The sequence below is a fragment of the Phocaeicola vulgatus ATCC 8482 genome, assembly GCF_000012825.1.
In the GTDB taxonomy this organism is placed as follows: domain Bacteria; phylum Bacteroidota; class Bacteroidia; order Bacteroidales; family Bacteroidaceae; genus Phocaeicola; species Phocaeicola vulgatus.
This window is the reverse complement of the sequence record NC_009614.1, coordinates 2,492,730-2,518,176: the sequence shown is the minus strand read 5'-3', so window position 1 is coordinate 2,518,176 and position 25,447 is coordinate 2,492,730. Positions and strand designations below refer to the sequence as shown.

18 protein-coding genes and 1 tRNA gene are annotated in these 25,447 nt (G+C 42.9%); 9 read left to right on the top strand and 10 right to left on the bottom strand.

The genetic code is table 11. The annotated features are described in order from the left end of the window. Positions 1 to 70: 70 nt before the first annotated feature. Positions 71 to 1,051, top strand: coding sequence for a 6-phosphofructokinase (pfkA, locus tag BVU_RS09805; protein ID WP_005845845.1), 981 nt, complete (start codon positions 71 to 73; stop codon positions 1,049 to 1,051). Positions 1,052 to 1,139: 88 nt separating this feature from the next. Here the strand turns inward: pfkA and meaB are convergent, their stop codons facing one another. Next, positions 1,140 to 2,237: a methylmalonyl Co-A mutase-associated GTPase MeaB gene (gene meaB, locus BVU_RS09800; protein WP_005845843.1), complete on the bottom strand. Its 1,098-nt coding sequence runs from the start codon at positions 2,235 to 2,237 to the stop codon at positions 1,140 to 1,142. Between the two features lie 2 nt (positions 2,238 to 2,239). Continuing rightward, complete coding sequence (locus tag BVU_RS09795) at positions 2,240 to 3,316, bottom strand: DUF1573 domain-containing protein (protein ID WP_005845841.1); 1,077 nt, start codon at positions 3,314 to 3,316, stop codon at positions 2,240 to 2,242. A gap of 130 nt (positions 3,317 to 3,446) precedes the next feature. Between BVU_RS09795 and BVU_RS09790 the strand changes: the two genes are divergently transcribed. Continuing rightward, entirely contained in the window at positions 3,447 to 3,878 is a 432-nt protein-coding gene (locus tag BVU_RS09790; protein WP_005845839.1) for a hypothetical protein, read from the top strand. Positions 3,879 to 3,938: 60 nt separating this feature from the next. Here the strand turns inward: BVU_RS09790 and BVU_RS09785 are convergent, their stop codons facing one another. Both BVU_RS09785 and BVU_RS09775 read right to left on the bottom strand, forming a co-directional pair. Beyond that, positions 3,939 to 9,617, bottom strand: coding sequence for an alpha-2-macroglobulin family protein (locus BVU_RS09785; RefSeq protein WP_011965383.1), 5,679 nt, complete (start codon positions 9,615 to 9,617; stop codon positions 3,939 to 3,941). 487 nt (positions 9,618 to 10,104) lie between these two features. Next, positions 10,105 to 10,320 (bottom strand): helix-turn-helix transcriptional regulator, encoded by a 216-nt coding sequence (locus tag BVU_RS09775; RefSeq protein WP_005845833.1) that lies wholly within the window; start codon positions 10,318 to 10,320, stop codon positions 10,105 to 10,107. 912 nt (positions 10,321 to 11,232) lie between these two features. Between BVU_RS09775 and BVU_RS09765 the strand changes: the two genes are divergently transcribed. Next, entirely contained in the window at positions 11,233 to 11,700 is a 468-nt protein-coding gene (locus tag BVU_RS09765; RefSeq protein WP_005845831.1) for a nucleoside deaminase, read from the top strand. 61 nt (positions 11,701 to 11,761) lie between these two features. Here the strand turns inward: BVU_RS09765 and BVU_RS09760 are convergent, their stop codons facing one another. Both BVU_RS09760 and BVU_RS09755 read right to left on the bottom strand, forming a co-directional pair. Next, positions 11,762 to 13,222: an aminoacyl-histidine dipeptidase gene (locus BVU_RS09760; protein WP_005845829.1), complete on the bottom strand. Its 1,461-nt coding sequence runs from the start codon at positions 13,220 to 13,222 to the stop codon at positions 11,762 to 11,764. Next, positions 13,219 to 14,223, bottom strand: a complete 1,005-nt coding sequence (locus BVU_RS09755) for a lysylphosphatidylglycerol synthase transmembrane domain-containing protein (protein ID WP_005849046.1) — start codon at positions 14,221 to 14,223, stop codon at positions 13,219 to 13,221. The genes BVU_RS09760 and BVU_RS09755 overlap by 4 nt, the downstream gene beginning before the upstream one ends. A 98-nt stretch (positions 14,224 to 14,321) precedes the next feature. Here BVU_RS09755 and rsmA point away from each other — a divergent pair, with 98 nt between their 5' ends. The 3 genes from rsmA to BVU_RS09740 all read left to right on the top strand — a co-directional run bounded on the left by rsmA (position 14,322) and on the right by BVU_RS09740 (position 18,605). Next, on the top strand, positions 14,322 to 15,164 hold the full coding sequence (gene rsmA / locus BVU_RS09750; protein WP_005849048.1) for a 16S rRNA (adenine(1518)-N(6)/adenine(1519)-N(6))-dimethyltransferase RsmA: 843 nt from the start codon (positions 14,322 to 14,324) through the stop codon (positions 15,162 to 15,164). A 31-nt stretch (positions 15,165 to 15,195) separates the two neighbouring features. Continuing rightward, positions 15,196 to 16,536, top strand: a complete 1,341-nt coding sequence (gene mgtE, locus BVU_RS09745) for a magnesium transporter (RefSeq protein ID WP_011965381.1) — start codon at positions 15,196 to 15,198, stop codon at positions 16,534 to 16,536. A 260-nt stretch (positions 16,537 to 16,796) separates the two neighbouring features. Beyond that, complete coding sequence (locus BVU_RS09740) at positions 16,797 to 18,605, top strand: DUF349 domain-containing protein (protein ID WP_005845821.1); 1,809 nt, start codon at positions 16,797 to 16,799, stop codon at positions 18,603 to 18,605. Between the two features lie 156 nt (positions 18,606 to 18,761). On the opposite strand, the gene BVU_RS09735 is transcribed toward BVU_RS09740, so the two are convergent. Then, positions 18,762 to 18,832 (bottom strand) — tRNA-Gln (locus BVU_RS09735). 320 nt (positions 18,833 to 19,152) lie between these two features. On the opposite strand from BVU_RS09735, the gene rsfS reads away from it, so the two are divergent. From rsfS to BVU_RS09720, 3 genes are all read left to right on the top strand, one after another. Beyond that, positions 19,153 to 19,512, top strand: a complete 360-nt coding sequence (rsfS, locus tag BVU_RS09730) for a ribosome silencing factor (protein WP_005845819.1) — start codon at positions 19,153 to 19,155, stop codon at positions 19,510 to 19,512. Positions 19,513 to 19,529: 17 nt separating this feature from the next. Beyond that, on the top strand, positions 19,530 to 21,536 hold the full coding sequence (ftsH, locus tag BVU_RS09725; RefSeq protein ID WP_011965380.1) for an ATP-dependent zinc metalloprotease FtsH: 2,007 nt from the start codon (positions 19,530 to 19,532) through the stop codon (positions 21,534 to 21,536). Between the two features lie 158 nt (positions 21,537 to 21,694). After that, positions 21,695 to 22,534 (top strand): phosphatidate cytidylyltransferase, encoded by an 840-nt coding sequence (locus BVU_RS09720; RefSeq protein WP_005845815.1) that lies wholly within the window; start codon positions 21,695 to 21,697, stop codon positions 22,532 to 22,534. On the opposite strand, the gene BVU_RS09715 is transcribed toward BVU_RS09720, so the two are convergent. The 3 genes from BVU_RS09715 to surE are packed head-to-tail and all read right to left on the bottom strand — an operon-like array spanning position 22,526 to position 25,226. Next, complete coding sequence (locus BVU_RS09715; RefSeq protein ID WP_011965379.1) at positions 22,526 to 23,260, bottom strand: NigD-like protein; 735 nt, start codon at positions 23,258 to 23,260, stop codon at positions 22,526 to 22,528. The two genes, BVU_RS09720 and BVU_RS09715, sit on opposite strands and share 9 nt — an antisense overlap. A 56-nt stretch (positions 23,261 to 23,316) precedes the next feature. Continuing rightward, entirely contained in the window at positions 23,317 to 24,456 is a 1,140-nt protein-coding gene (gene lpxB, locus BVU_RS09710; protein ID WP_011965378.1) for a lipid-A-disaccharide synthase, read from the bottom strand. Then, complete coding sequence (gene surE, locus BVU_RS09705; RefSeq protein WP_005845809.1) at positions 24,453 to 25,226, bottom strand: 5'/3'-nucleotidase SurE; 774 nt, start codon at positions 25,224 to 25,226, stop codon at positions 24,453 to 24,455. Before surE ends, lpxB begins: the two co-directional genes overlap by 4 nt. Positions 25,227 to 25,447 lie beyond the last annotated feature (221 nt).

Below are 25,447 nucleotides of genomic sequence, written 5' to 3'. Positions count from 1 at the left end.
ATAGAAAATTATCGTTGTCCAACTGATAATTTGTTAACTTTGCGACATAAAAATATTAAAATGGGTATTTATGGGAACGATTAAAAGTATTGGTATTTTAACCTCTGGAGGAGATGCTCCGGGAATGAATGCTGCCATTCGTGCAGTCACACGTTCTGCCATCTATAACGGCTTGAAAGTATATGGCATTTATAGAGGTTACAAAGGATTGGTAACAGATGAAATTCAGGAATTCAAAAGCCAAAATGTTAGCAACATCATACAAATGGGAGGTACCATTCTGAAAACCGCCCGTTGCAAAGAATTCACGACACCCGAAGGACGGGCACAAGCTTACGAAAATATGAAAAAGCACGAGATTGATGCTTTGGTCATTATCGGCGGTGACGGTTCGTTGACCGGTGCACGTATCTTTGCTCAGGAATTTGATGTGCCTTGTATCGGTCTGCCCGGAACGATTGACAACGACCTGTATGGAACCGACACCACCATCGGCTATGATACAGCTTTGAACACAATTTTGGATGCAGTAGATAAAATCCGTGATACGGCAACTTCTCACGAACGCTTATTTTTTGTTGAAGTGATGGGACGTGATGCAGGTTTCCTGGCATTGAACGGCGCTATTGCCGCAGGTGCAGAAGCAGCTATTATTCCGGAATTCAGCACAGAAGTTGACCAATTGGAAGAATTCATCGAACATGGTTTCCGCAAATCCAAGAGCAGTAGCATCGTATTAGTAGCCGAAAGCGAACTGACCGGGGGTGCAATGCACTATGCCGAACGTGTGAAGAACGAATATCCGCAATACGATGTGCGTGTAACGATATTAGGACATTTACAACGTGGCGGACGCCCCACAGCGCATGACCGAATCATTGCCAGCCGTATGGGAGTGGCCAGCATCCAAGCACTATTGGAAGGACAACGTAATGTAATGATTGGTATTGATGATGATAAGATTGTTTATGTACCTTTCGCTAAAGCTATAAAGAACGACAAGCCTATAGACAGAGAATTGGTGAATGTACTTCACGAACTTTCTATCTAATTTCATCCACCACAGACAATAAAAAAAACGCAGATTTAATGAATAATCATAATCTGCGTTTTTTGTTTTGCCTGTTGGTAGCAAAACCTTATTTCAAGGTTGAGAAATAAGCATCCAATAACTTTTTGGCAGCAACAAACGAAGTCAGTTTGCCATTCAGCACCTCTTCCTCTTTTGCAGCCAACATAGAAATTATCTTTTCATTATTATAGAAACTATCACGCAAATGCTCGTTGATAGACTCATACATCCAATACTTGGCCTGTTCATTTCTGCGATATTCAAAATAACCATTCGCTTTCACAAAAGCGAAGTATTCATAGATCATATCCCAGATTTCTTTAATTCCAATACCATAAAAGCCGGAATACGTCATTACTTTAGGACTCCAGCCCGAATCAGGAGCAGGAAACAAATGTAAAGCATTGCGGAAATGACTGGCAGCCAGTTTTGCTTTCTCAATATTGCTGCCGTCGGCTTTATTGATAACAATTCCATCCGCCATTTCCATGATACCTCTCTTAATCCCCTGCAATTCATCACCAGTACCGGCCAGTTGAATCAGCAAAAAGAAATCCACCATAGAATGCACTGCCGTTTCGCTCTGCCCTACTCCAACCGTTTCAACAAAAATCTTATCAAAGCCCGCAGCCTCACAAAGTATGATCGTTTCACGAGTCTTACGAGCTACCCCTCCCAACGAACCTGCCGACGGACTAGGCCGTATAAAAGACTTCGGATGGACGGATAGTTTCTCCATGCGGGTCTTATCTCCCAAAATACTGCCTTTAGAACGCTCACTACTGGGATCAATAGCTAAAACAGCTAATTTTCCTCCCTTCTCAAGCACATGCAATCCAAATACATCAATAGATGTACTCTTGCCGGCACCGGGCACACCACTGATACCGATTCGCATAGAATTTCCGGAATAAGGCAGACACTTCTCTATCACTTCCTGGGCAATAGCCTGATGTTCCGGTTTTACACTCTCCACCAAAGTAACCGCCTGACTCAATACGGTCACATCACCTTTTACGATGCCTTCTACATATTCACCTACGGAAAACTCACGACGACGAGGTTTTTTACGTAGTTTCAAATAAGGATTCACAATAGATGGTTGCTCAATACCTTTGTTCACTGTCAATCCCTTATATTCTTCACTATTTTCAGGATGTTCCATAGCTATTTTTTTGAGGTTACTTTTACTTTTATAATTATCTTCGGATTGTTAGGATCATTGGTTATCATCAAGACACGCGGAGTACCCTTTACTTTCTTCAAATTTTGACCGAAAGCAGTAATCTTCAACTTGGTAGACGCACCCGGTTTCAAGACACGTTTCTTCAACTGGACCCCCAAAGCAGAATTAAACACCTGCAAATCAAGAATTTCCAGATTAGATTTTCCTACATTCTTAACAATAATCGTATGTGCTTTCTTTTCATCGCTTTTCAGTTCTCCCATCTGCAACTCTTTAGCAGAAAGATGAATGGCAGGCGGATTCAAGCGTTCCTGCTGGCTGATATGCGAGAAATCCGGCAATAATATGGCAGAAACCGGAATTTCATTTTCCTCTCCTACCTTATCTCCCGGAAAACGGGATAGATAAACAGAAGCTGTTGTCAAGCCCAATTTAGGCAGCTTATCCGTATCAAGAGTGATCTTGATTTTACCCGTACGTCCCCTTCCTAATTTTTCCGGAGTTGCAACAGCACTGAGGTAAGGAGGCAAATGCATCAGCACAGGGGTATATAGTTTATCTGACGTATTGGCAACCAACAATTCCATAGTCGGTTTATCACCTTTATTGGCATCCTCAAACTCTATTTCTTCCTTATCCAGACGAATAGCGCCAATTTGAAAAGGATGTGTGAAAGTGTAATTCTTAGGATCGGCTGTTACCTCTCCCCGGATAGCCAGATAGATAGGTTTATTCGAGGCATTGCAATAAATGCCTACGCTCTTCTGAAAACGTCCGATGGCTTTGGCGTCAAAAGTAGAACTGACAATCCCGGTCTTTCCCGGTGCAATCGGTTCTTTGGTCCAATCAGCAACCGTGCAGCCACAAGACGTTGTCACATTAGATATCACTAAAGGTTTATCTCCTTTATTAGTGATTTTAAAGGTTGCCGTCACCGGATTTTTCCATAAAATAGTTCCAAATTCATGCGTTGTCTTATCAAATAATGCTTTGGGTTGTGCCTGTACTCCCAAAGTCACTCCCATTAACAAACTTACTATCAGTATAATATGTTTCATACAATTATTTTATGCTTTTTAGATAGCAAAGATAGACAAAAAACATCCTTTACCCATTTTTTCAGCCTATAATTTATTTTATCTTATGAATAACCTTTATCTTTGTCCCGCATTAAAAATCAGATAAATTATGAAAATAGTAAAACATTACTGGTTCGTTGCCATTGCATTGATTACAATGATAAGTTTTTCTTCATGTGAAAGCGATGAGGAAAGAGGATTTGACATTTCAGGATTATACGGTAAGACTTGGTGGGGCGATATGGGATTTGAAGACCGATATGGAGAACCTCTTTACAGTTACATCACATTCACCTCAGGTGCTTTCACAGATCATGGTGTAGGTACGGAAGAACGCTGTTACTATAATGATGAACTTTATAGGGTATATAAGTTTGACTGGGAAATTCAAAACGGTTGGTTGTATCTATATTATTCAGATGGTTATACATTTATAATTGAATATCCATCCGTTTCAGGCCGCTATTTTTATGGCACGGCTGAAGATGGTTTTGAAATAAGACTAGAATGGGTGGACGGCAGAAGCATAAGAAAAAAGTAAGTTAGCAAGCTAACTTACTTTTTATGAAATCACACAATTAATTCCAGACATCCCGTGTCTTTATTCCACCATCACCCGATATCCTCCCGTATGCCCTCCGAATTCCGGAGCATAAGCAGACTGAACAGTTGCAATTCCGGTCTGATATTCTCCTGTCCGGTTCACATACACCTGATACTCTATGACATAAGTTCCTTTTCTCATCTGATCGATAAAGAACTGAGTCGAAGCATCTTTGGTAGCCTGATAATATCCCAGCCCGTTGCTCCAACGGAAGCCCGAAACTGCCTGTAACGGTTCCATACAAGCTGCACGGTCATCCTTAATCTGAACAAAATCCATATCACGGTCAGCCTTTACAGTCAGGCGAACGGTAATCTTATCGCCAACCTTTAACGGAGCAGATTCATTCAAAGCCTCATCTCCTTTATATAATTGACGGCTGACAGACAATCCGTTTCCCTGCTCACCTATTTGATCCATACTTTCCAGATATTGGGCATAAACGGCTCCCCAACCCATTCCGGTTCCTTCTTTATCCACCCTTACTTTCTTTATATTCATCACATCACCGATCACCGTCTTCTTGATATAACCGATGGCATCATCTACCGGAGTCCGGATCATTTCTTTACCTAAAGTAATCTCTACTCCTCCTGTATTTGCCAATAAATCCGAAGCCCCTGTAGCCATCAATGCATACACTGCATCAGCCGTTGCAATCAGCGTTTCCCAAGTCTGTGTCTGTTTCTGCTTCAACAGCCAGCGTTTCATTTCATCGATCGCTTTCGTATCTTTTGTTATACGCTGTATAGCTTCCATAGCAGCCACTTCAGTCGGAATTTTATAACTGAACCATGAATATCGGGCTTTAGGAGTATCAAAGTAACGTCCCATTTCATCCGTCACAACAGAATACTCCATCAATGACTGCATAAACAGCTTGGCTTCTGCCACCTTACCGGCTTGCTGCAAGATGATAGCTCCCAACGCCTTTCCATAAATCGTCAGTTCTTTTCCCTCACCGGATAACTTGTCTATGAAATACTGGTTCACCTTTTTATCAACCGGAGCCTTGCCATCCAAAACGCAGATATACAAATACCTGAGAACCTGCTCTGACGGACGGAGGCCGACGGCTCCTTTCTTTTCAGCTTCTTTCATTGACTTATACTCTTCGGCTGCCTGCTTGCCTAAATACTCGAACCCTTTTTGAATCATAGGCTGCATCCGGCTGTCAGCATCCTGATGAGTCAATGCATTCAGCCGGACCAGCATTTCCATTACCTGAGTGGTTACATAGCGGCTGCCTTGCATACCTTTATACCAACTCCATGCGCCATCGGCATTTTGCAATTCTCCCAGTTTCTCTACAGAAACAGCCAGTTGGCTATTCATTGTATTCAGGTCAAACAAAGTGGCGATACGCTGTTTTTGTTCGGCTTCATTGGTAGCTTCTGTCAGCCAAGGAGTTTCAGCCAACAGTATATTTTTCAGTTCCTGATTCTTTTGCAGATTGCTCATAAAAGTCTCCTTCGTGCCACTTTGAGCCTTCCAGCTATCAAAGATTTGCTTGATACGGGGATTTTCTTTGACTATACATGCAGCCAATGAATGGGCATAATAAGCGGTAGCCCAAGAAAGAGCATCTTCATTCTGAGGATTAGCCACTACAGGCAAAGCCTGCACGGCATACCAAGCCGGATGGGCAGTAAATTCTACGGTCAACCGTTGTTCGGAAGCCGTTTTGCTATGCTTGTTAAACAGGTTTTCCAAAGAGAAAATATGCGCACCTTCCCCATTCACGTTCAGAGGAACGGTTTCCGTCACCCACTGTTTGTCTGTCAGAACGGGGATGTAACGCTGTTCTCCATCACTGAAGGTATCTCCATCCGCTACCATCCGGCATGCCATTACCGCATATTTGTCACCCACTTCAAAAGTAAAGTTCACATGCCCGGTTTCTCCTCCCTTCACATCAAACTTCTGTTTTTGTGAATAGAATACCTTTTCTGTTTCCGGATTAAACAATTCCATGCGGACAGTCCCTTTCACTCCCTTGTCCGACAGGTTCATCAGTGAAGCGGCAATATTCGCTTTATCTCCCACGCGGACAAAGCGGGGCATATTAGGCTGAAGCATAAACTCCTTGCTGGCAGTAGCGGTAGCTTCTATCTTTCCATAATCCACATTCCGGGTATGTGCCAAGCCCATAAACTTCCATCGGGTAAGGCTTTCGGGCAGTACAAAGGAAATACTGACTTCACCTTTTTCATTGGTGCGGAGCTGTGGATAAAAGAATGCCGTTTCCGCAAAGTTTTCACGTATCTGTATATCACCCGTTTCTGCCAGTTCTTCAGAACTGCCCATTTCTACCTTTTCCTGTGCAGATGTTTCTACCATTTCTTCCTGGAGCACCATATCAGTAACAGCCTCCTGGTTCATCACAGCATTTGCGGCACTCCTGCCTCTAATCTTCAAAGCTCCTGCAAGAGTGGCACGAGGACTGCCTCCGTAACCTACCACCATAGCCTCCATTCTTCCTGTAGATGGAATGATCAATTCACTATATTCCAAAGGAACCGCACGGAGCCTCTTCAACGGGAAATCAACATACAAATAAGCATTCCGCATATAGGATGTATTCCAATAAGTCAAAGGAACCACATAATGAAAGTCCACTCCAAAGTCCAACTTATGTGCACTATAGATTTTATCCAGAGAAGCATCATACATAGTAGCCAGCATTTCAGCCTCAGCCGGGCTTCCATCCGGATAAAGTACCGTCAGTTTCCATTCCTCTTGCTGTCCAGGACGGAGTTTGTCACGGAACGTAGTCCATTTCAGCTGCAACTTCTTTTCAGGGGCCGGTTTCATAATCCGTGCATTATGACTGTAAAGTCTGCCATCTTTCACAAATGCCATACTTACCAGAATGCCGTCACCATATTCCTTCTTATAAGGGAAGCGGAAACTGACCACCGAGTCCGAAAGCTCTATACGTTTGCTTTCCAAGCGCTTATTTCCTGCAAATACATCATAAAGCAGATAGACATTCTTTTCGCTGCTACCTATATATACAGTAGCCGGAGATGCTGCATCAAATTCCAGACCATCCTGATAGAACCAATCCGTTATCACGAAAGGCGGACGCTTGTCGTTCAATGAAAACAGAAGGAAATTCTTAGATGCCGTACACTCTCTGCCCTGCGTATCCTTAGCCGAGAGCTTCAAACGATAATTGCCGGAAGGCAGGGCATAAATAGCCTCAGGAACAAAACTCTTGTTGGCTTCCACCGTACCGGTCAATACCTTTCTGCCTTCTTTTTCCTGACCGTCTTTCTGCTCCTCCATCTCGACTACCTGATAAGTAACCGGAGTATCTACCGGCTCACCCGAAAGATTCATGGCTGTCAGTTTTATTTCCAGCTTCTTTTCTTTCACCAAATTATCGGGCAGATTATCCATATTCAGCACCATTGAAGTACTTCCTAAAGGCAATGACAAATTAGCTTGCTGTGTCTCACCTGCACCATCCGTCACATCCGCCTGTATGTTGTACGTATAATACCACAACGGAGATTCTCTCCTGTCCGAGTCTATTTCAAAATGCACCGGAACGCTGAACTTACCATCCGCATCGGTCATTGCCTCTCCCTCCCAACGGGCTGAACCTCTGCCCATAAACCGCCAGACCCAGGCATAGGAACGAGATATATTATAGTGTACCCTGGCATTCTGCACAGGCGCACCGGCAAAAGTCTTTGCCATACCCACCACTTCTATAGAGTCACCCACTTGATACTCCACTTTCACGGGCTCAAACGTGACATCAAAGGTGGGACGTTTATATTCTTCTACCTTAAAACTGACAGAAGTATCGGCCGCACGCAAGCTAAAATAACCGGTCAGGCAAGGAGAGGGCAAAACAAACTGTCCGCTGAACGAGCCAAAACCATTCGTCCGTACTTCCACTTTTCCTGTTTCATTATTATTCGCATCATATAGGGATACCGTATATTTTTTATCCGCAAGCACACGCGTAGAATCCTTTTCCATTTCATAAGCCAAGCCGGATACATATACGGTTTGACCGGGACGGTAAATGGAGCGGTCGGTAAATAATTGCAAAACTTCTTTCCTCTTGCTCTCTTTATAGTAATAATCGTTTTTCCAAAGATTCAAGATGGGCATCGCATTATCAGCCGCCGTATGTGCATTATACCAGTATTTGTTACTATTCAGGAAATCCAGTTTCAAAGTACCCTGTTTATCCGCCTGGTAGGTCTGTTGGGGAGAATAACCTCCTCCCTTCTCCGTATAAATGGTTACTTCCGCCTCAGAAACAGGCTGTCCGCTCACTGCATCTACCACCACCAGTTCCAACGTACCATCCGGCAGAGGACGATAAATGGTCTTTAAAGCGGTGACATTCATTAATGTTCCGTCCGAAACGCCCTTCTTCCCATCGGGCACTGCCTTTAAGAAATAAATTCCCGCTTGAGGAGCCTGTATGGTCAGGGTGGTATCGACATTCAAATAATCTGTAGTAGGTTTCAAAGAAAAATGCTCCTCGCGTTGCAAACGGGCATATTTACTTTCAAAATGGGTGGTTCTGTTCTGCAATACGGCAGAGGTTACGGGTAAATTCACCTTATATAACTGCAAGGTGATGCCGGTAAGGTTTTTATAATTTACTTTCACCGACTGCTGTTCACCCGGATAGGCCGTAGCTATTTCCAGTGAAAGGCTTGCATTCAGAATTTCCTTTTCTATATTCTTCAGTTGGTTGATACCTTCGTAACGGGGGTATCCGGCTATTCCTTCACGAACTATCCGCAAGCGCTCTACCTGATTATTTTGATACTGTAGAAATTGTGCCAAAGCCAGATAAGCTTCAGGGACTGTTTTCACAGCCGGATAAGTATGAATCCACTTCCGAAGTTCCTGTTGGCATACGTCATTCGAGAAGTTTCCGGAAAAATTGCGGTACAGGTAATTCAATGCATCTATCCCGGTCAGCAACCAGCCCTCACGCTCCGTTTCCGTATCATATGCTTTCAGCAAGGACTGATAAGTCTGCATGACAGCTGCCGTCAGGTCACAATCAGAGACGGGAACAAACTGATAAGTAACAAACTGATCCATATCCGTCATATCCACAGACAGACTGTTTGTCTGATTTGCTTTAGCAGCCGCCTGCCACCTGTACTGCTGCATGATTTGTATGGCACGACGTGCCAGCAGGTTGTACAGATTATCACGAAAATACCGTTTACTAGCCTCTCCCACTCTCACCATAGGTCTCAATTTCTCGACCGGGATAAGTAATAACCGGTCTTTATCCTTGAGAGAGGCCTGCAAATAACCCAATCCTTTTTTTACGTCGGCAGGCATGGTCATTTCACCCAGAATAGAATACAATATAGCTTTGTCTTCCATACTGCCGGTTTGGGAAGCCCATTGTTCCAAACCATTCATATCTACCTTCAAGCTATCGGGAGTTAAAAGGGAACGGTACTGCATGGCAGTGAGATAGGCTTTCATCATTTGCGGTACATTCTGTTCCGCTTTTGCTTTATCGTAGATTTTCATTGCTTCGGAAATAACCGACTTGGGCAGATCCTTTCGTTCCAATACTTCCAGTTCTTTCCACAAATTGTCATAGGTTTGTGCCTGCATAGGAGCAAATACGCTCATTACCAGTAACACTATCAAAGATAAATAACGAATTTTCATATCTACAATCTTTTAGTTCGTACTAAGTCTTCTTTAACAAAGAAACGAAATAGATGTTTAAAGACTGCATACGTTTTAATTAAAATAACTAAAACAGAAAAGGAAAGATCTTTCAGCGCAGCCAAAGCAAACGTTGCAGCACCAGTCTTTTATAGGGTTTCTTCATGTCTTCGGGCAGGAAGGAAACATCTATCAGTTCCATCCATTTAATGATGGAACGTCGGAATTTCCAAGCGATGTTCTCTATTACCTTGCCACTGCCCCCCGGCGAGCTCCTCCGTATCCTCGGGCATGACAATAACCGTGGACAGCAAATGGTATGCAGGCGTCAGACTATAGCCCATCCCCGTGTCATACAATGAAAAGTTCTTCAGGTGCCAGCCGGATAACGCAAGAATCCGGCATCATAGATAAAGGTAAAACCATTTTCGTCTTCCGTCAGCGTCCCCGCGTAGATATATATCATTCAGGTATATTTTTCCCCTTCTCATACGCTATGCTCCTTTCCTGCAGGCACTGCTCCCACTTCATACCCGAAGAGGGCAAGCACCTGGTTTACCTTGTCTATTCGCAAAGTTTGCTTTCCTTGTTCCAACTCGCGCACAAAGCGAAGCCCCACTCCCGCCTTAGCTGCCAAATCTACTTGCGTAAGTCCGAACCGCTTGCGCATTTCCTTAACAAACAATGACAATGAATTATTCATAATTACACCCTTTAGGGTACCAATATAGCAAAACCAGCGATAATTACACCCTAATGGGTATAATTTATTAGCTTCTTTTGCATAATATACCCGAAAGGGTGCAAAGTATTAGCCCAAACCAGCGCATTACGGAAAACCAGGAGTATTCAGCAAATTCGTGATACAAAGAAAAAGGACAGGAAAATTCCTTCAAAAGCTTCAGCCTCTCCGCAAACCCTTTGCCAGTGGGCATTCCGGCTGAAGGATTACACCTGAAAATGCTTCAGCCCGAAGAAAAATCCTTCAGCCGCACCCTCTTGGGGTATGCATACTCCGCACAGATTGGTTCCCCAATGCTTCAAAAGTCCTATATCCAGGCACTTGTCACCGTATCGCACCCCTAAATGAGCAAACTGACACAACCGGAAACATATTCTTTTTCATCAGGATAAGTTTGTATTTTCTGTCCATCACTTAGGTGAACACGCCATTCCACTTTGGTGAAGATCCATTGTCACCTGTATAAAACGGCTGCTTCACTAAGGTGAAGCAATAAAGCTATTACGGCAGTCACAGCAAACTCTTCCTAATAGTAACATCATTTCCAACAGGCATAAAAGCACCAGAGAAAATGAACTTCCACAAACACATCCCGAACAACCAAAAACTGAAGCTTCCATAATCGGGCTGAAGGAATTTCCAAAGGCAATCCTTCAGCCACTTTGCCCTATTGACGGGCTTTTGCGGAGAGGCTGAAGCTTCTGAAACAAAAAACAGGGCAATGTCCCCGGAGGCACTGATAATCACCTCAATGGTAGCAGAAACCGACAAGTGTACACATGAAGCGGCAGTTTCCGAATAAAATAAGCCCTCTCCCGCATATATAGCCGGAAATATCGTATATTTGCTCTGTACTAAAGAAATAGAACCACTATGAAGAAAGAAGAATTAATGCGGAAAGCCATTGAGCTTTCTATAGAGAATGTGGCAAACGGCGGCGGACCCTTTGGAGCCGTAATTGCCAAAGATGGTGAAATCATTGCGACCGGAGCCAATCGTGTCACCTCACAATGCGACCCTACCGCCCATGCGGAAGTCAGCGCCATCCGTGCGGCGGCAAGCAAACTGGGAACATTCAACTTGAGCGGATGTGAAATTTATACTTCGTGTGAACCGTGTCCCATGTGTCTGGGAGCCATTTACTGGGCACGGCTGGATAAAATGTATTATGCAAACAACAAGACGGATGCCAAGAATATAGGGTTTGACGACTCTTTTATCTATGATGAGTTAAGCCTGAAACCTTCGGCACGCAAGCTGCCTTCCGAAGTTCTTTTGGCGGAAGAGGCGATAAAGGCATTCCAACAATGGACAGAGAAAAGTGACAAAGTGGAGTATTAATAGAAAGGCGCGGACGAAATCCCTATCATCCGCGCCCGAAATCTTTATAAGATATTAAAGACTATTCTTTTACCGGCGTATTTTCCAACGTAGCTACTACGAAATCATAGAACTTGCCTACAGAAGGAATAAAGCAGCGTTCATCCGGTGAGTGAGGAGAACGCAAGGTAGGACCGAAAGAAATCATATCCAATCCCGGAACCACCGCACCGATGATACCGCATTCCAAGCCGGCATGAATCACTTTCACAGCAGGTTCCGTACCGAATTGTGCCTTATAAGACTCCTTCATGGCTTTCAGAATAGGAGAATCCACATTGGGTTCCCAGCCTGAATAACCACCTGAACGGGTTACTTCCATACCTGCCATAGAGAAACAGCTTTCCAATGCAGTATTCAGATAATCCTTCATTGAATCGCGTGAACTGCGGGCCAGGATTTTTATCTCCGCCTTGCCACCACCTATAGAAACGATAGCCAGATTGGAAGAGGTTTCCACGGTATCGGGGATAGTAGGAATCATACGCATCACTCCATTCTGACAAGCATAAATGGCATCCACCAGATTATCTTTAATTTCATCGGGAACCATCATCGCAGGCAATTCCACCCGTTCTGCCTTGAAGCTGATCGGTGTTTCGTGTACATGATATTCTTCATTCCACAATGCTTCGCACTCCTGCACAAATTCCAGTACGTCCGCTTCTTCTTCAGCCGGAACCGTAATGACCACTTCACATTCACGAGGAATGGCATTACGCATATTGCCACCTTGCCAGGACACCAGGCAAGCCTCATCGTAAGTTATCACCTGGTTCATGAAACGAGCCATCAGCTTGTTGGCATTGGCACGTCCTTCATTTATTTCCAATCCTGAATGACCACCGCGCAGCCCTTTCAAGGTAACTTTCAAAGCAATGTCAGCCGGATCTGTTTCCACTTCTTTATATTCCAACACTGCTGTCAGGTCTTCACCGCCTGCACAACCGATATACAATTCTCCTTCTTCTTCCGAATCCAGATTCAACAGAATATCACCGTCTACCGTTCCCGGCTTCAAACCGAACGCACCGAACATACCGGTTTCTTCGTCGGCAGTAATCAGTGCTTCCAACGGACCATGTTTCAGCGTCTTGTCTTCCATGATAGCCATGATAGCGGCAACACCCATGCCATCATCGGCTCCCAAAGTCGTGCCTTTAGCTTTCACCCAATCTCCGTCAATGTAAGTCTCGATAGGATCATTTTCAAAATCATGCACTGTATCGTTATTCTTCTGAGGAACCATGTCCATGTGAGCCTGAAGAATCACCTTCTTACGGTTTTCCATCCCCGGAGTGGCAGGCTTACGGTAAATGATATTACCGGCTTCGTCCTGGAATGACTCTACGCCTACACTTTTTCCAAAGTTCAGCAAGAACTCTTGCACTTTCTTCAAGTAACCCGAAGGGCGGGGAACCTGAGTCAATGAATAGAAATGCTTCCACACATTCTGCGGAGCGAGAGAGAGAATTGTACTCATAACTTCTTAGTTTTATTTGTGAACGGCAAAGCCGCTAATCCATATATACCCAACAAAATTAATAAAAAAGTTTGTATTCCATGCACTAATAAGGCAAAAATTCCCGCATCTTCTTTTCCCACTCCATAGAGCATCATCATCGTTATGACAGCAAAATGCCACGGACCCGCCCCATTAGGAGTCGGAACTACTACCGCAATGCTACCTACAGCAAACATGACCAGTCCCGCCATCACTCCCAAATTATCGGAAAAATCGAAACAAAAGAAAGAAACATAGAATTGCAGGAAATAGCAAGTCCAGATACCGACGGTATAAAGAATGAACAGAGGCATCCGCTTTACATGACGCAAAGACAGTACACCGACCCATACATTATGGAGAATGCCTTTCACCTTAGCAAAGACCGTCACATTCCTGATCAGAAAAAAAGCCAGCACCAATACGGCCAGCACACAGACGATAGTGATATAGAAATGCCCCGAAGTAAATACCTGTGCCAAAACCGTGGTATCCGTGCCGGTTTCTTTAAAAAAAGTATCGAATACCCTTGCCTGCATTATAAGAGTTACCCCTGTAATCAACGACACACACAGCGTATCAATCAGCCGTTCCGTAACCACCGTACCCAGCGATTTGGAAAAAGATGTACCATCATATTTAGCCAACACCCCGCAACGGGAAATCTCACCTACACGGGGAACAACCAAGTTGGCGGCATAAGACACAAAGATGGCATACACACAATCGGATGTTTTGGGATGCTCGCCCAACGGAGCCAGCGTAAGCTTCCACCGCCAGCCACGAAAAATATGGCTAAACACACCAAACACTAATGACACTAACATCCACCCATAGTTCATTCCTCCATCCAAGACCTCCCACACCCGGGAAAAATTGAATCCGTGATACATCCATATCAGTATCGCTGCCCCCAAAAATAACGGAAATGCAATCTGCAAACCTTTATTTATAATCTTTTTTAATCGAGTTCGTTCCAAAATCTGTGTATATTAATTTAGAATGTTTACCTTTGCACGATGCAAAGATACTATCTTAGCGAAATAAACCTATTTATTAACGATAGAAAAATAACGGAATGGGATTAGTAAAGCCAAAAAAATTTCTAGGACAACACTTCTTGAAAGATCTCAGTATTGCAAAAGATATAGCCGATACGGTAGACGTGTGCCCTGACTTGCCAATTCTGGAAGTAGGACCGGGGATGGGGGTACTAACCCAGTTTATTATGCAGAAAAACCGTCCGGTAAAAGTGGTGGAACTGGACTATGAATCTGTAGCCTATCTCCGTGAGAACTTCCCTGCCCTGGAAGATAATATCATTGAAGACGACTTCTTGAAACTGAACCTCGAAAAATTATTTGACGGAAAACCTTTTGTCCTGACCGGCAACTATCCTTATAATATATCCAGCCAGATATTCTTTAAAATGCTGGATTACAAAGACCTGATACCCTGTTGTACCGGAATGATCCAAAAAGAAGTGGCCGAACGCATTGCCGCCGGTCCCGGAAGCAAGACATACGGCATTCTCAGTATCCTGATACAAGCCTGGTACAAAGTAGAATACCTGTTCACCGTACACGAACATGTATTCAATCCGCCTCCCAAGGTGAAAAGTGCGGTCATCCGTATGACACGCAATGAAACGACGGAACTGGGATGCAATGAAAAATTGTTCAAGCTCATTGTAAAAACAACATTCAACCAACGGCGTAAAACTTTGAGAAACTCTATTTCTTCCATTTTAGACAAAGAGAACCCATTGAGCGCAGACCCCATTTTCAACAAACGCCCGGAACAGTTGTCTGTACAAGAGTTTATCGAACTGACCAACCAGGTGGAAGCGGCGCTGAAAAACAAGACGGATATTGTCTATAGCAATGATATCGCCCGGAAAGGAACAAACAAGAAAGAATAACACCTATTTATTATATTAACGGAAGAATAGGATGAATAAAGAGGAATTAGAAAAAGTAGAGCAGCTGATCGAGCAAAAAGACTCAGAGCAACTGAAGGACTTGCTTGCCGGACTGCATCCTGCCGACATAGCAGAGCTGTGCAATGAACTGGATGCGGAAGAAGCACGGTTCATATACCTGTTACTGGACAATGAGACTGCCGCCGATGTCCTTATCGAAATGGACGAAGACGCCCGTAAGGAATTCCTGGAAATCCTTCCCTCTGAAACAATCGCCAAACGGTTCGTTGACTACATGGATTCGGATGATGCCGTGGACATTATCCGTGAAATGGACGAGGACAAACAAGAAGAAGTCCTCTCACACATTGAAGACATAGAACAAGCCGGAGATATTGTCGATTTGTTGAAATATGACGAAGACACTGCCGGTGGATTGATGGGTACCGAAATGGTAATCGTAAACGAAAACTGGAGTATGCCCGAATGTCTGAAGGAAATGCGCATCCAGGCGGAAGATATGGACGAAATCTATTATGTATATGTAGTAGACGATGACCAGCGGCTGCGCGGTGTGTTCCCGTTGAAGAAAATGATCACCAGCCCTTCCGTATCCAAAGTGAAGCACGTGATGAGGAAAGAACCGATATCCGTCCATGTAGATACCCCTATAGACGAAGTGGTACAAATCATTGAAAAATATGACCTGGTCGCCGTTCCGGTAGTGGACAGTATCGGACGCCTGGTAGGACGGATTACGGTAGACGATGTGATGGACGAAGTACGTGAACAGGCTGAGCGCGACTACCAGCTGGCATCAGGTTTGTCACAAGACGTGGAAACAGACGATAATGTATTCCGCCAGACTACAGCCCGTCTGCCCTGGCTGCTCATCGGCATGATAGGCGGAATAGGAAACTCCATGATTCTGGGCAACTTTGACAGCACTTTTGCCGCACATCCCGAAATGGCCCTCTACATCCCCCTTATCGGCGGAACAGGGGGGAATGTGGGAACACAGTCCTCGGCACTTATCGTACAAGGACTGGCAAACAGCTCGCTGGATGCCCAAAACACCTGGAAACAAATAGTAAAGGAATCTGTAGTGGCCGTAATCAATGCTACTATTATTTCTATGCTGGTATATATCTATAATTTCATCCGTTTCGGGGCAAGTGCCACCGTGACTTATTCGGTTTCATTCAGCCTGTTTGCAGTAGTCATGTTCGCTTCCATCTTTGGGACCCTGGTTCCTATGACACTGGAAAAACTAAAAATAGATCCGGCCATCGCTACAGGTCCGTTCATATCCATCACCAATGACATTATAGGTATGATGCTTTATATGGGCATCACCGTATTACTATCCTGACACATTTCACTACAGATTACATAGATTGAAATTCAGAGAAAAACAGATTCACACAGAAACCGGCAAAGAATCACAATAAAAGAGAATCTGTATGAATCTATGTAATCTGCAGTGCATTTATCCCCCTTGATTCTCCTATTTTCTCCACTTTTAAGGATTTTCCTAAAAAAATCGGGAAAAACAGTATGAAGTTCTAATTTATTTCTTTTAATTTGTAAATTGTTGTTATAACAAAAACGCTTACTTTAAAAATCTATACGATGGACTCGAATGAAACTATCCGCCCTTTAACCGAAGTTCCAGTGGAACAGACATCTGAAACTTTGGTATCATCTTCCGCTACTGCAGAAGAAAATAACGCTACGTATGTACCTAAACAAACGAAAGAAGAGGTCATCGAACGTTTAAAAGAAATCAACGAAGACGCCTGCAATGCAGACAAACAAGAGTTGGATTTATTGAAACAGAACTTCTACAAGCTGCACAAGGCTGAGCAAGAAGCCGCCCGTAAGGCATTTATTGATGGCGGAGGTGCTCCTGAGGCATTTATTCCCCAACCGGACGATGCTGAAAGCCGTTTCAAAGATATCATGAGCTCTATCAAAGAGAAAAGAAGCGCCATACAAGCAGAACAAGATAAAGAAAAAGAAGATAACCTGGTGAAAAAGCTCGCCATTATCGACCGCTTGAAAGAACTTGCCGAATCTCCCGAAGATGCCAACAAAGCATACAATGAATTCAAGAAACTGCAACAGGAATGGAACGATATAAAACAGGTGCCGGCTGCCAAGGTAAATGAACTATGGAAAAATTATCAGCACTATGCAGAAAAGTTCTATGACTTGATAAAGCTGAACAATGAATTCCGTGAGTATGATTTTAAAAAGAATCTTGAAATAAAAACTCATCTCTGTGAAGCCGCAGAGAAATTGGCTGATGAAGAAGATGTGATTTCCGCTTTCCACCAATTACAAAAGTTACATCAGGAATTCCGGAATACGGGTCCTGTTGCAAAAGAATTGCGCGAAGATATATGGACCCGGTTCAAAACTGCCTCTACAGCCGTAAACCGTCGTCACCAGCAACATTTCGAAGCCTTAAAAGAAAAAGAGCAACGTAATTTGGATGAAAAGACCGTAATCTGTGAAATTGTGGAAGCGATGGAATACGATACGTTCACTACTTTCCAAGACTGGGAAAACAAAACTCAGGAAATCATTGCTTTGCAAGCTAAATGGAAAACAATTGGTTACGCACCTCAAAAAATGAACGTGAAGATATTCGAACGTTTCCGTGCCGCTTGTGATGAGTTTTTCAAACGCAAAGCCGAGTTCTTCAAATCCATCAAGGAAAGTATGGCAGGCAATCTGGAAAAGAAGAAAGCATTATGTGAAAAAGCAGAAGCACTAAAAGAAAGCACAGACTGGAAAGCAACTGCTGATATTCTAAGCAAATTACAAAAGGAATGGAAAACAATCGGTCCTGTACCTAAAAAGTATTCGGATGCCGTATGGAAACGATTCATTGCCGCATGTGATTATTTCTTCGAGCAAAAGAACAAGGCGACTTCTTCACAACGCTCGGTTGAACAGGAAAACATGGTTCAGAAAAAGGCGATCATTGAAAAATTAAATGCAATTGACGCACAGGAAACACCGGAAGAGGATGCGGGAAACGCCATTCGAGAATTAATGAAAGAATGGAACGGCATCGGTCATGTACCGTTTAAAGAAAAAGATAAACTGTACAAGCAATATCATGGTGTCATCGACAAGTTGTTTGACAAGCTGAATCTTTCCGCATCACAGAAAAAATTAAGCAATTTTAAATCAACCATCAGCAAGGAAGGCAACCTTTATCGTGAACGCGAAAAACTGGTTCGTGCTTACGAAAACATGAAGAATGAAATTCAAACATACGAGAACAACTTGGGCTTCTTGACCAGTTCTTCCAAAAAAGGTAGCAGTTTGGTTACGGAAATGAATCGTAAAGTGGAAAAACTCAAAGCAGACCTAGAATTGATCTTGAAAAAAATTGAGGTGATCGACCAATCAATGAAAAACGAATAAAAACAGTTATATGAAAAAAAGAGTCTAACGCATTTGCGTTAGACTCTTTTTTTCATATAACACTACTAATTCTTAAGATAACCAACACAAAATAAAAAAAGATCTTCTAAAATTATAATTTTAGAAGATCTTTGTCTTTGACAAGTGATTTGTCTGTTGGGATACCAGGATTCGAACCTGGAAAAACAGGACCAGAATCTGTTGTGTTACCATTACACCATATCCCAATTTTCCTATCAAAACACCCGTTTTGATTTTGACGCTGCAAAGATACGGCTTTTTATTTAATCCACAAATTTTTGAAGCTTTTTTTTCTAATCAAGATTCTTTTTTTCTCCATTTGCCTTCTTTTCCGGCCTTCCTTATCCTTCTTGACCGTGTATCATCATTCTAGACTTAACATAACAATAAAAAGATTCTCTAACTAAAAAAAACAAAAACCGAATATATTTAATGCACATTTTTTCGCTAGAATGAGAAAACCAAGTATCTTTGTGCATTGTTGTAAATACATATATTAGAATAATCAGTTGTTAATAACATTATAATGAACGAAGCAGAGACTTTAGTAAAAAAAATAACAGAAGGCATTCAAGAAAAGAAAGGTAAAAACATTGTAATAGCGGACCTCACCGCCATTAATGATACCATTTGCAGCTATTTCGTAATCTGTCAAGGTAATTCCCCAAGTCAAGTTACAGCTATCGTTGACTCAGTCAAGGAATATGTACATAAAGAAATAAATGACAAACCTACGGGAATAGACGGACTGAGAAACGCAGAATGGGTTGCAATGGACTACAGTGATGTACTGGTACATGTCTTTTTGCCGGAAACAAGAAATTTTTATAATCTGGAACATTTATGGGCAGATGCCAAACTAACCCAAATTCCTGATCTAGACTAATCCAATACAGAATCAAAATGAGTGAAAATACCAATAATAAACCAAAGATAAACATGCCACGCTTCAATTTGAGTTGGCTGTATGTTATCATTGCCATGAGTTTTGCCATCCTCTACTTTTCCAATCAAGAAGGAGGAATTGACAAACAAATAACATATACCGAGTTTAAAGATATGATAAACAAGGGATATGCCAATAAAATAATTGCATACGATGACAATACGGTAGAAATGTACATTAAACCGGAATTTGTTAAAGATGTATTTAAAAATGACTATAAAAAAGTAGGTCGTAATCCAGCCTTGAACGTAGAAATAGGTTCCATGGAGTCATTGGATAAATTCATGGAAAAGGCACAGGAAGAAGGTCATTTTACCGGATCTATCAGTTATGAAAAGAAACGCGACTACTTCGGTGCATTATTTTGGAATATCGCTCCGTTTTTACTGTTGATCGGTATCTGGATGTTTGCCATGCGCCGCATGAGCGGCGGAGCAGGGGCCGGAGGCGCCAATCCGTTCAACGTAGGTAAAAGCAAAGCTCAGGTATACGAAAAAGGAGACAAAACTAACCGGATTACTTTTAAAGATGTAGCCGGACAAGCGGAAGCTAAACAAGAAGTGGAGGAAATTGTAGAGTTTCTGAGACAACCTCAGAAATACACGGAGCTGGGAGGTAAGATACCTAAAGGCGCTTTACTGGTAGGCCCTCCGGGAACCGGTAAGACTTTGCTGGCAAAAGCTGTTGCCGGTGAGGCGGATGTACCTTTCTTTTCGCTTTCAGGTTCCGACTTTGTGGAAATGTTTGTCGGAGTAGGTGCATCCCGTGTACGTGACTTGTTCCGCCAGGCGAAAGAGAAAGCTCCTTGCATTATTTTCATTGATGAAATTGACGCAGTAGGACGTGCCCGTGGCAAAAATCCAAGCATGGGTGGAAATGATGAACGCGAAAATACATTAAACCAATTATTGACAGAAATGGACGGTTTTGGTTCAAATAGCGGTGTGATCATTTTGGCCGCTACCAACCGCGCGGATATATTGGATAAGGCATTATTGCGTGCCGGTCGTTTTGACCGCCAGATTCATGTTGACTTACCCGACTTAAACGAACGTAAAGAAGTATTCGGAGTACATTTGAAGCCTTTAAAACTGGACGAAAGTGTTGATCTGGATTTGCTCGCCCGTCAAACTCCGGGATTCAGTGGGGCAGATATTGCCAATGTATGTAATGAAGCAGCACTGATCGCCGCCCGCCATGGTAAGAATGCGGTTGGGAAACAAGATTTTCTAGATGCTGTAGACCGTATTATCGGTGGTTTGGAAAAGAAAACCAAAATCATGACTGCCGAAGAAAAGCGTACTATTGCCTTACACGAAGCCGGTCACGCTACGCTGTCTTGGTTTTTGGAACATGCCAATCCTTTGATTAAGGTAACCATTGTTCCCCGTGGACGTGCATTGGGAGCCGCATGGTATTTGCCCGAAGAACGGCAGATCACAACCAAAGAGCAGATGCTGGATGAAATGTGTGCCACTTTAGGGGGACGTGCAGCCGAAGAACTGTTCACCGGACATATTTCAACCGGTGCCATGAACGATTTGGAACGTGTGACAAAACAATCATATGGAATGATTGCTTATGCCGGAATGAGTGAAAAGTTACCCAACTTATGTTATTACAGCAACGATGAATACTCTTTCAGCAAGCCTTACAGTGAACGTACAGCCGAACTGATTGACGAAGAAGTGAAAAGAATGATCAACGAACAATATGATCGGGCAAAAGCAATATTATCCGAACATAAAGATGGTCACAACGAGCTGGCCCGTCTGTTGGTTGAAAAAGAAGTAATTTTCGCCGAAGATGTGGAACGCATTTTTGGCAAACGCCCCTGGACTTCACGTTCAGAAGAAATTATGGCTTTAGAAGCTACAGCAAAACCAGTAGAAGTAACCGAAGATTTTGAAGAGAAGAATTCTTCAGATTCTGAGGAAAAGGAAAAAGAAAAAAAAGAAGCATAACATCGTAGAAAGATCTGTCAACTATATAAGCATTGTCATTCTGAATGATACAAAGAGTCCGTAATAATCCAGATATATCCGGATTCTTCATAGTCACTCAGAATGATAAAAAAACAGATCTTCTACTTTGATTTTTGAATCACTTAAGACTAACGACCGTGAAAAGCAATTTCTTACAACGTGCCATAACCGGAATTATTTTTGTTGCAGTACTGATAGGCTGCATCGTGGGAGGGGCTGTCTCATTCGGCATCCTATTTGCCATTATCAGCGCATTGGCAATCAATGAATTCTGTAATTTGGTCAATCATGTAGAAGGAATACAAGTAAATAAACGTATATGTATTCTCAGCGGAATTTTTCTTTTCCTGTGCTTTTTCTATTTTGGAATAGATCCTTCACAAACAGGTATATTTATTCCTTATTTAGCTTTATTTATTTATCTGATGGTCAGCGAACTTTATTTGAAAAAAGAAAACCCGCTGAATAATTGGGCTTATGCCATGTTAAGCCAGATGTATATTGCCTTGCCATTCGCTTTGCTGAATGTATTGGCTTTCCATTCGGACGAAACAGCCAGCCTTTCACAATACAACGCTATTCTCCCACTATCTATTTTTATATTCAACTGGGTGAATGATACAGGTGCTTACTGTACAGGCATGCTATTTGGCAAACATAAACTATTTGAACGCATCTCTCCTAAGAAGTCATGGGAAGGCTCTATTGGCGGCGGCATTTTCTGTATCATAGCTTCTTTCCTGCTATCTCACTTCTTCCCTTTCATGTCTACCGGAGTATGGATCGGACTAGCATTGACAGTGGTAGTATTCGGAACCTGGGGAGATTTAACGGAATCTTTATTAAAACGCCGTCTAGGCATCAAAGATTCGGGCAATATTTTACCGGGACACGGTGGAATGCTCGACCGTTTTGACAGCGCGATTCTCGCAATCCCGGCAGCAGTAGTCTATCTGTATGTAGTTTCTTTATTTTAACTCCGCCAAATCCAAAGGATTAAAGCCCGGTACATCCTCGCCAGTGAGCGGATAAGAGAAAATATATGTTTTTTCTTCCCCGTCCACAGGATTAACCAATACCTTTATTCCTTTCAATTCACTGTTTTCCGGTGAATAATCATCTAATTTAAAAGAAACCATACCAGGTACCAATCTGCCCTGACTTCCGTTGTTATTATAGCGGAGTTCCAAATGCGCATATCCGTCCTTTGTCCAAGGAATCATCTCATTCACAACCAGATTAAGAATAGGTTTCTGCGGACTGGGAAAATTCAACATAAAACGTACATTCAGATAGTCATCAGAAGGCCACATATCCTTGATCTGTACTTTCATATTTCCAATACTGTCCATATTATCGGGGTTCAATCCGATAATTTTCTGAACAGGTACTAAGGTATAGTCATTCAAACGGATATTATAAGCAAATCCACTTTCACCGGCTTCCAAAAAAGAATAATTTCCAAAAATCCGTTCTCCTGCCTTCAAATCCCGGTAAGGAACAATATGCTGCACCACCCACAACTTCTCTCCGTTGTCCAACACCAAATAAGGAGCATCATACTGAGGTTGTTTTTCTACGGTAGCCATAGCTATAGTCACCGTACTGTCCGGATCACTTTCATCATTACCACAAGATGAAAAGGCGAATACTCCGCTCAAAAGAAGCATCGCCCCTAACATAGATTGAAAAAAATATTTCATATACTTCCAAGGTTTAAGTTGTTTACCCGAAAGAACAAAAAGAGATCGTGAAAAGTTTATTTCTTCAACAAAGCTACCATTTCACGGGCTGCTGTCCCCGAAGCTCCTGCCGGACCTAAAATCTGAATAATACGATCATACTCTTCCAACACCTTATTTCTGTATACCTTATTATATAAAAGAGATTCTAACTCTGAACGCACGTTATCCACCGTCATCGTATCCGCCACCAGTTCACGAACCACTTCCTTGTCGGCTACCAGATTAACCAACGAAATATATTTCACTTTTAGAATATGCCGGCGAAGAAAAGCGATAAATTTCCCTACCGGAGTATAGTAACACACCACTTGAGGAACACGGAAAAGAGCTGTTTCCAAAGTTGCAGTACCCGAAGTCACCAATGCCGCCTGCGCGTGCTGCAACAACCTGTAGGTCTGTCCGAAAATGATTTTAACCGGTACATTCGGATTTATATAATCCGAATAATAGGCAGGGTCCATCCCCGGAGCCCCTGCCAGCACCAATTGATAATCTTTGGTAAACGGAGCAGCAGCCTCCAGCATCATCGGCAGGTTGTCTTTGATTTCCTGTTTCCGGCTGCCCGCCAACAATGCGATAACAGGCTTTTCGGACAAGCCATTATCCGCCACAAATTCCGGAAATCCATCCGGATGTTCCTTACAATAAGCATCCACTGCATCTACACAAGGATTACCCACATAATGAACAGGGTACTGATGTCCGGCAAAAAACTCAACCTCAAAAGGCAGGATGGAAAACAGTTCGTCCACATCCCGCTTGATATTTTTAATCCTATACTCTTTCCAAGCCCATATTTTAGGAGAAATATAATAGTAGACAGGTATTTTCGTCTGCTTCTTTATAAACTCGGCTATTTTCAGGTTAAAGCCGGGATAATCCACCAGAATCACTACATCAGGAGTCCAACGAACAATGTCCTGCTTACATTCTTTCATATTCCGAAAGATAGTACGCAAATGCAACAACACCGGGATAAAACCCATATAAGCCAGTTCTTTGTAATGTTTCACCCGCGTTCCACCAACAGCCGTCATCAAGTCCCCGCCAAAGAAACGGAATTCTGCTTCCGGATCTTCCTGTATCAAGGCACGCATCAAATTAGATGCGTGCAAATCGCCTGATGCCTCGCCTACTATCAAATAGTATTTCATACTTCCAGATTCCAGTTTTTCAACTCATTCATCATCCCATAAGCAGTCACATCAATTTGGGTCGGAGTTACCGCCACATACCCATGCCCTAATGCCCAGTGATCCGAATCTTCCGCTTCCGGTTCATAGTTATCAAACTCTCCGGTCAGCCAGAAATACTCTCCCCCCCGAGGATGCAGACTACGCTTCCATTCATTAATCCAAGCCCCATTCGTCTGACGGCAGATGCGTACCCCTTTCAAGGAAGCTGTATCCGGAAAGTTCACATTCAAGCAAATCCCCAAAGGCAAGCCATGCTCCAGGACCTGCTCAGTAATACGGCGTATATAAGGCAGCGATGAAGAGAAATCAGCATCCGCAAAATGATTACATAATGAATATCCGATAGAAGAGATCCCCTTCAGACACCCTTCAATCACTACCCCCATCGTACCGGAATAATGCACATTCACTGAAGAATTATCACCGTGGTTTATTCCACCTATCACCACATCGGGACGACGGGGAACCACCGTATGCAATGCCAGTTTCACACAATCTACCGGTGTGCCCGTACATTTATACACAGTCAAATCCTCCTCTTCACGTACCTTGTAATACTTCACAGGATGCTCGGAAGTGATCGCCCCCGAAGCTCCCGAACGAGGACCGTCCGGTGCCATTACGATTATCTCACCCATTCCACGCAACCCGCGTATCAATTCATTCAATCCCTTAGCTTCCACGCCGTCATCATTTGACAGCAATATCAACGGTTTTTCTTTCTTCATATTTTTCCACTCTTTTTCTCGGAGCGTAAAGATACAACTCTTTGCCGGAACTACCCCTCACCGGAAAAGAAAATTATCTTAATGTTCTACAACCCAGTGCTAAAAATAGAATAGAATTGAATGAAAATTTCTATCTTTGCCGCCGTTGAGTTATTAACAAAACCAATGAGTTATCAACAGTTTTGCTAATGTCTGCCGTTTTTTATAGGTGCAATCACCTA

Coding starts and splice junctions, on each gene's coding strand:
- pfkA (WP_005845845.1), top strand. CDS start 71: ATGGGAACGATTAAAAGTATTGGTATTTTAACCTCTGGAGGAGATGCT.
- meaB (WP_005845843.1), bottom strand. CDS start 2,237: ATGGAACATCCTGAAAATAGTGAAGAATATAAGGGATTGACAGTGAAC.
- BVU_RS09795 (WP_005845841.1), bottom strand. CDS start 3,316: ATGAAACATATTATACTGATAGTAAGTTTGTTAATGGGAGTGACTTTG.
- BVU_RS09790 (WP_005845839.1), top strand. CDS start 3,447: ATGAAAATAGTAAAACATTACTGGTTCGTTGCCATTGCATTGATTACA.
- BVU_RS09785 (WP_011965383.1), bottom strand. CDS start 9,617: ATGAAAATTCGTTATTTATCTTTGATAGTGTTACTGGTAATGAGCGTA.
- BVU_RS09775 (WP_005845833.1), bottom strand. CDS start 10,320: ATGAATAATTCATTGTCATTGTTTGTTAAGGAAATGCGCAAGCGGTTC.
- BVU_RS09765 (WP_005845831.1), top strand. CDS start 11,233: ATGAAGAAAGAAGAATTAATGCGGAAAGCCATTGAGCTTTCTATAGAG.
- BVU_RS09760 (WP_005845829.1), bottom strand. CDS start 13,222: ATGAGTACAATTCTCTCTCTCGCTCCGCAGAATGTGTGGAAGCATTTC.
- rsmA (WP_005849048.1), top strand. CDS start 14,322: ATGGGATTAGTAAAGCCAAAAAAATTTCTAGGACAACACTTCTTGAAA.
- mgtE (WP_011965381.1), top strand. CDS start 15,196: ATGAATAAAGAGGAATTAGAAAAAGTAGAGCAGCTGATCGAGCAAAAA.
- BVU_RS09740 (WP_005845821.1), top strand. CDS start 16,797: ATGGACTCGAATGAAACTATCCGCCCTTTAACCGAAGTTCCAGTGGAA.
- rsfS (WP_005845819.1), top strand. CDS start 19,153: ATGAACGAAGCAGAGACTTTAGTAAAAAAAATAACAGAAGGCATTCAA.
- ftsH (WP_011965380.1), top strand. CDS start 19,530: ATGAGTGAAAATACCAATAATAAACCAAAGATAAACATGCCACGCTTC.
- BVU_RS09715 (WP_011965379.1), bottom strand. CDS start 23,260: ATGAAATATTTTTTTCAATCTATGTTAGGGGCGATGCTTCTTTTGAGC.
- lpxB (WP_011965378.1), bottom strand. CDS start 24,456: ATGAAATACTATTTGATAGTAGGCGAGGCATCAGGCGATTTGCACGCA.
- surE (WP_005845809.1), bottom strand. CDS start 25,226: ATGAAGAAAGAAAAACCGTTGATATTGCTGTCAAATGATGACGGCGTG.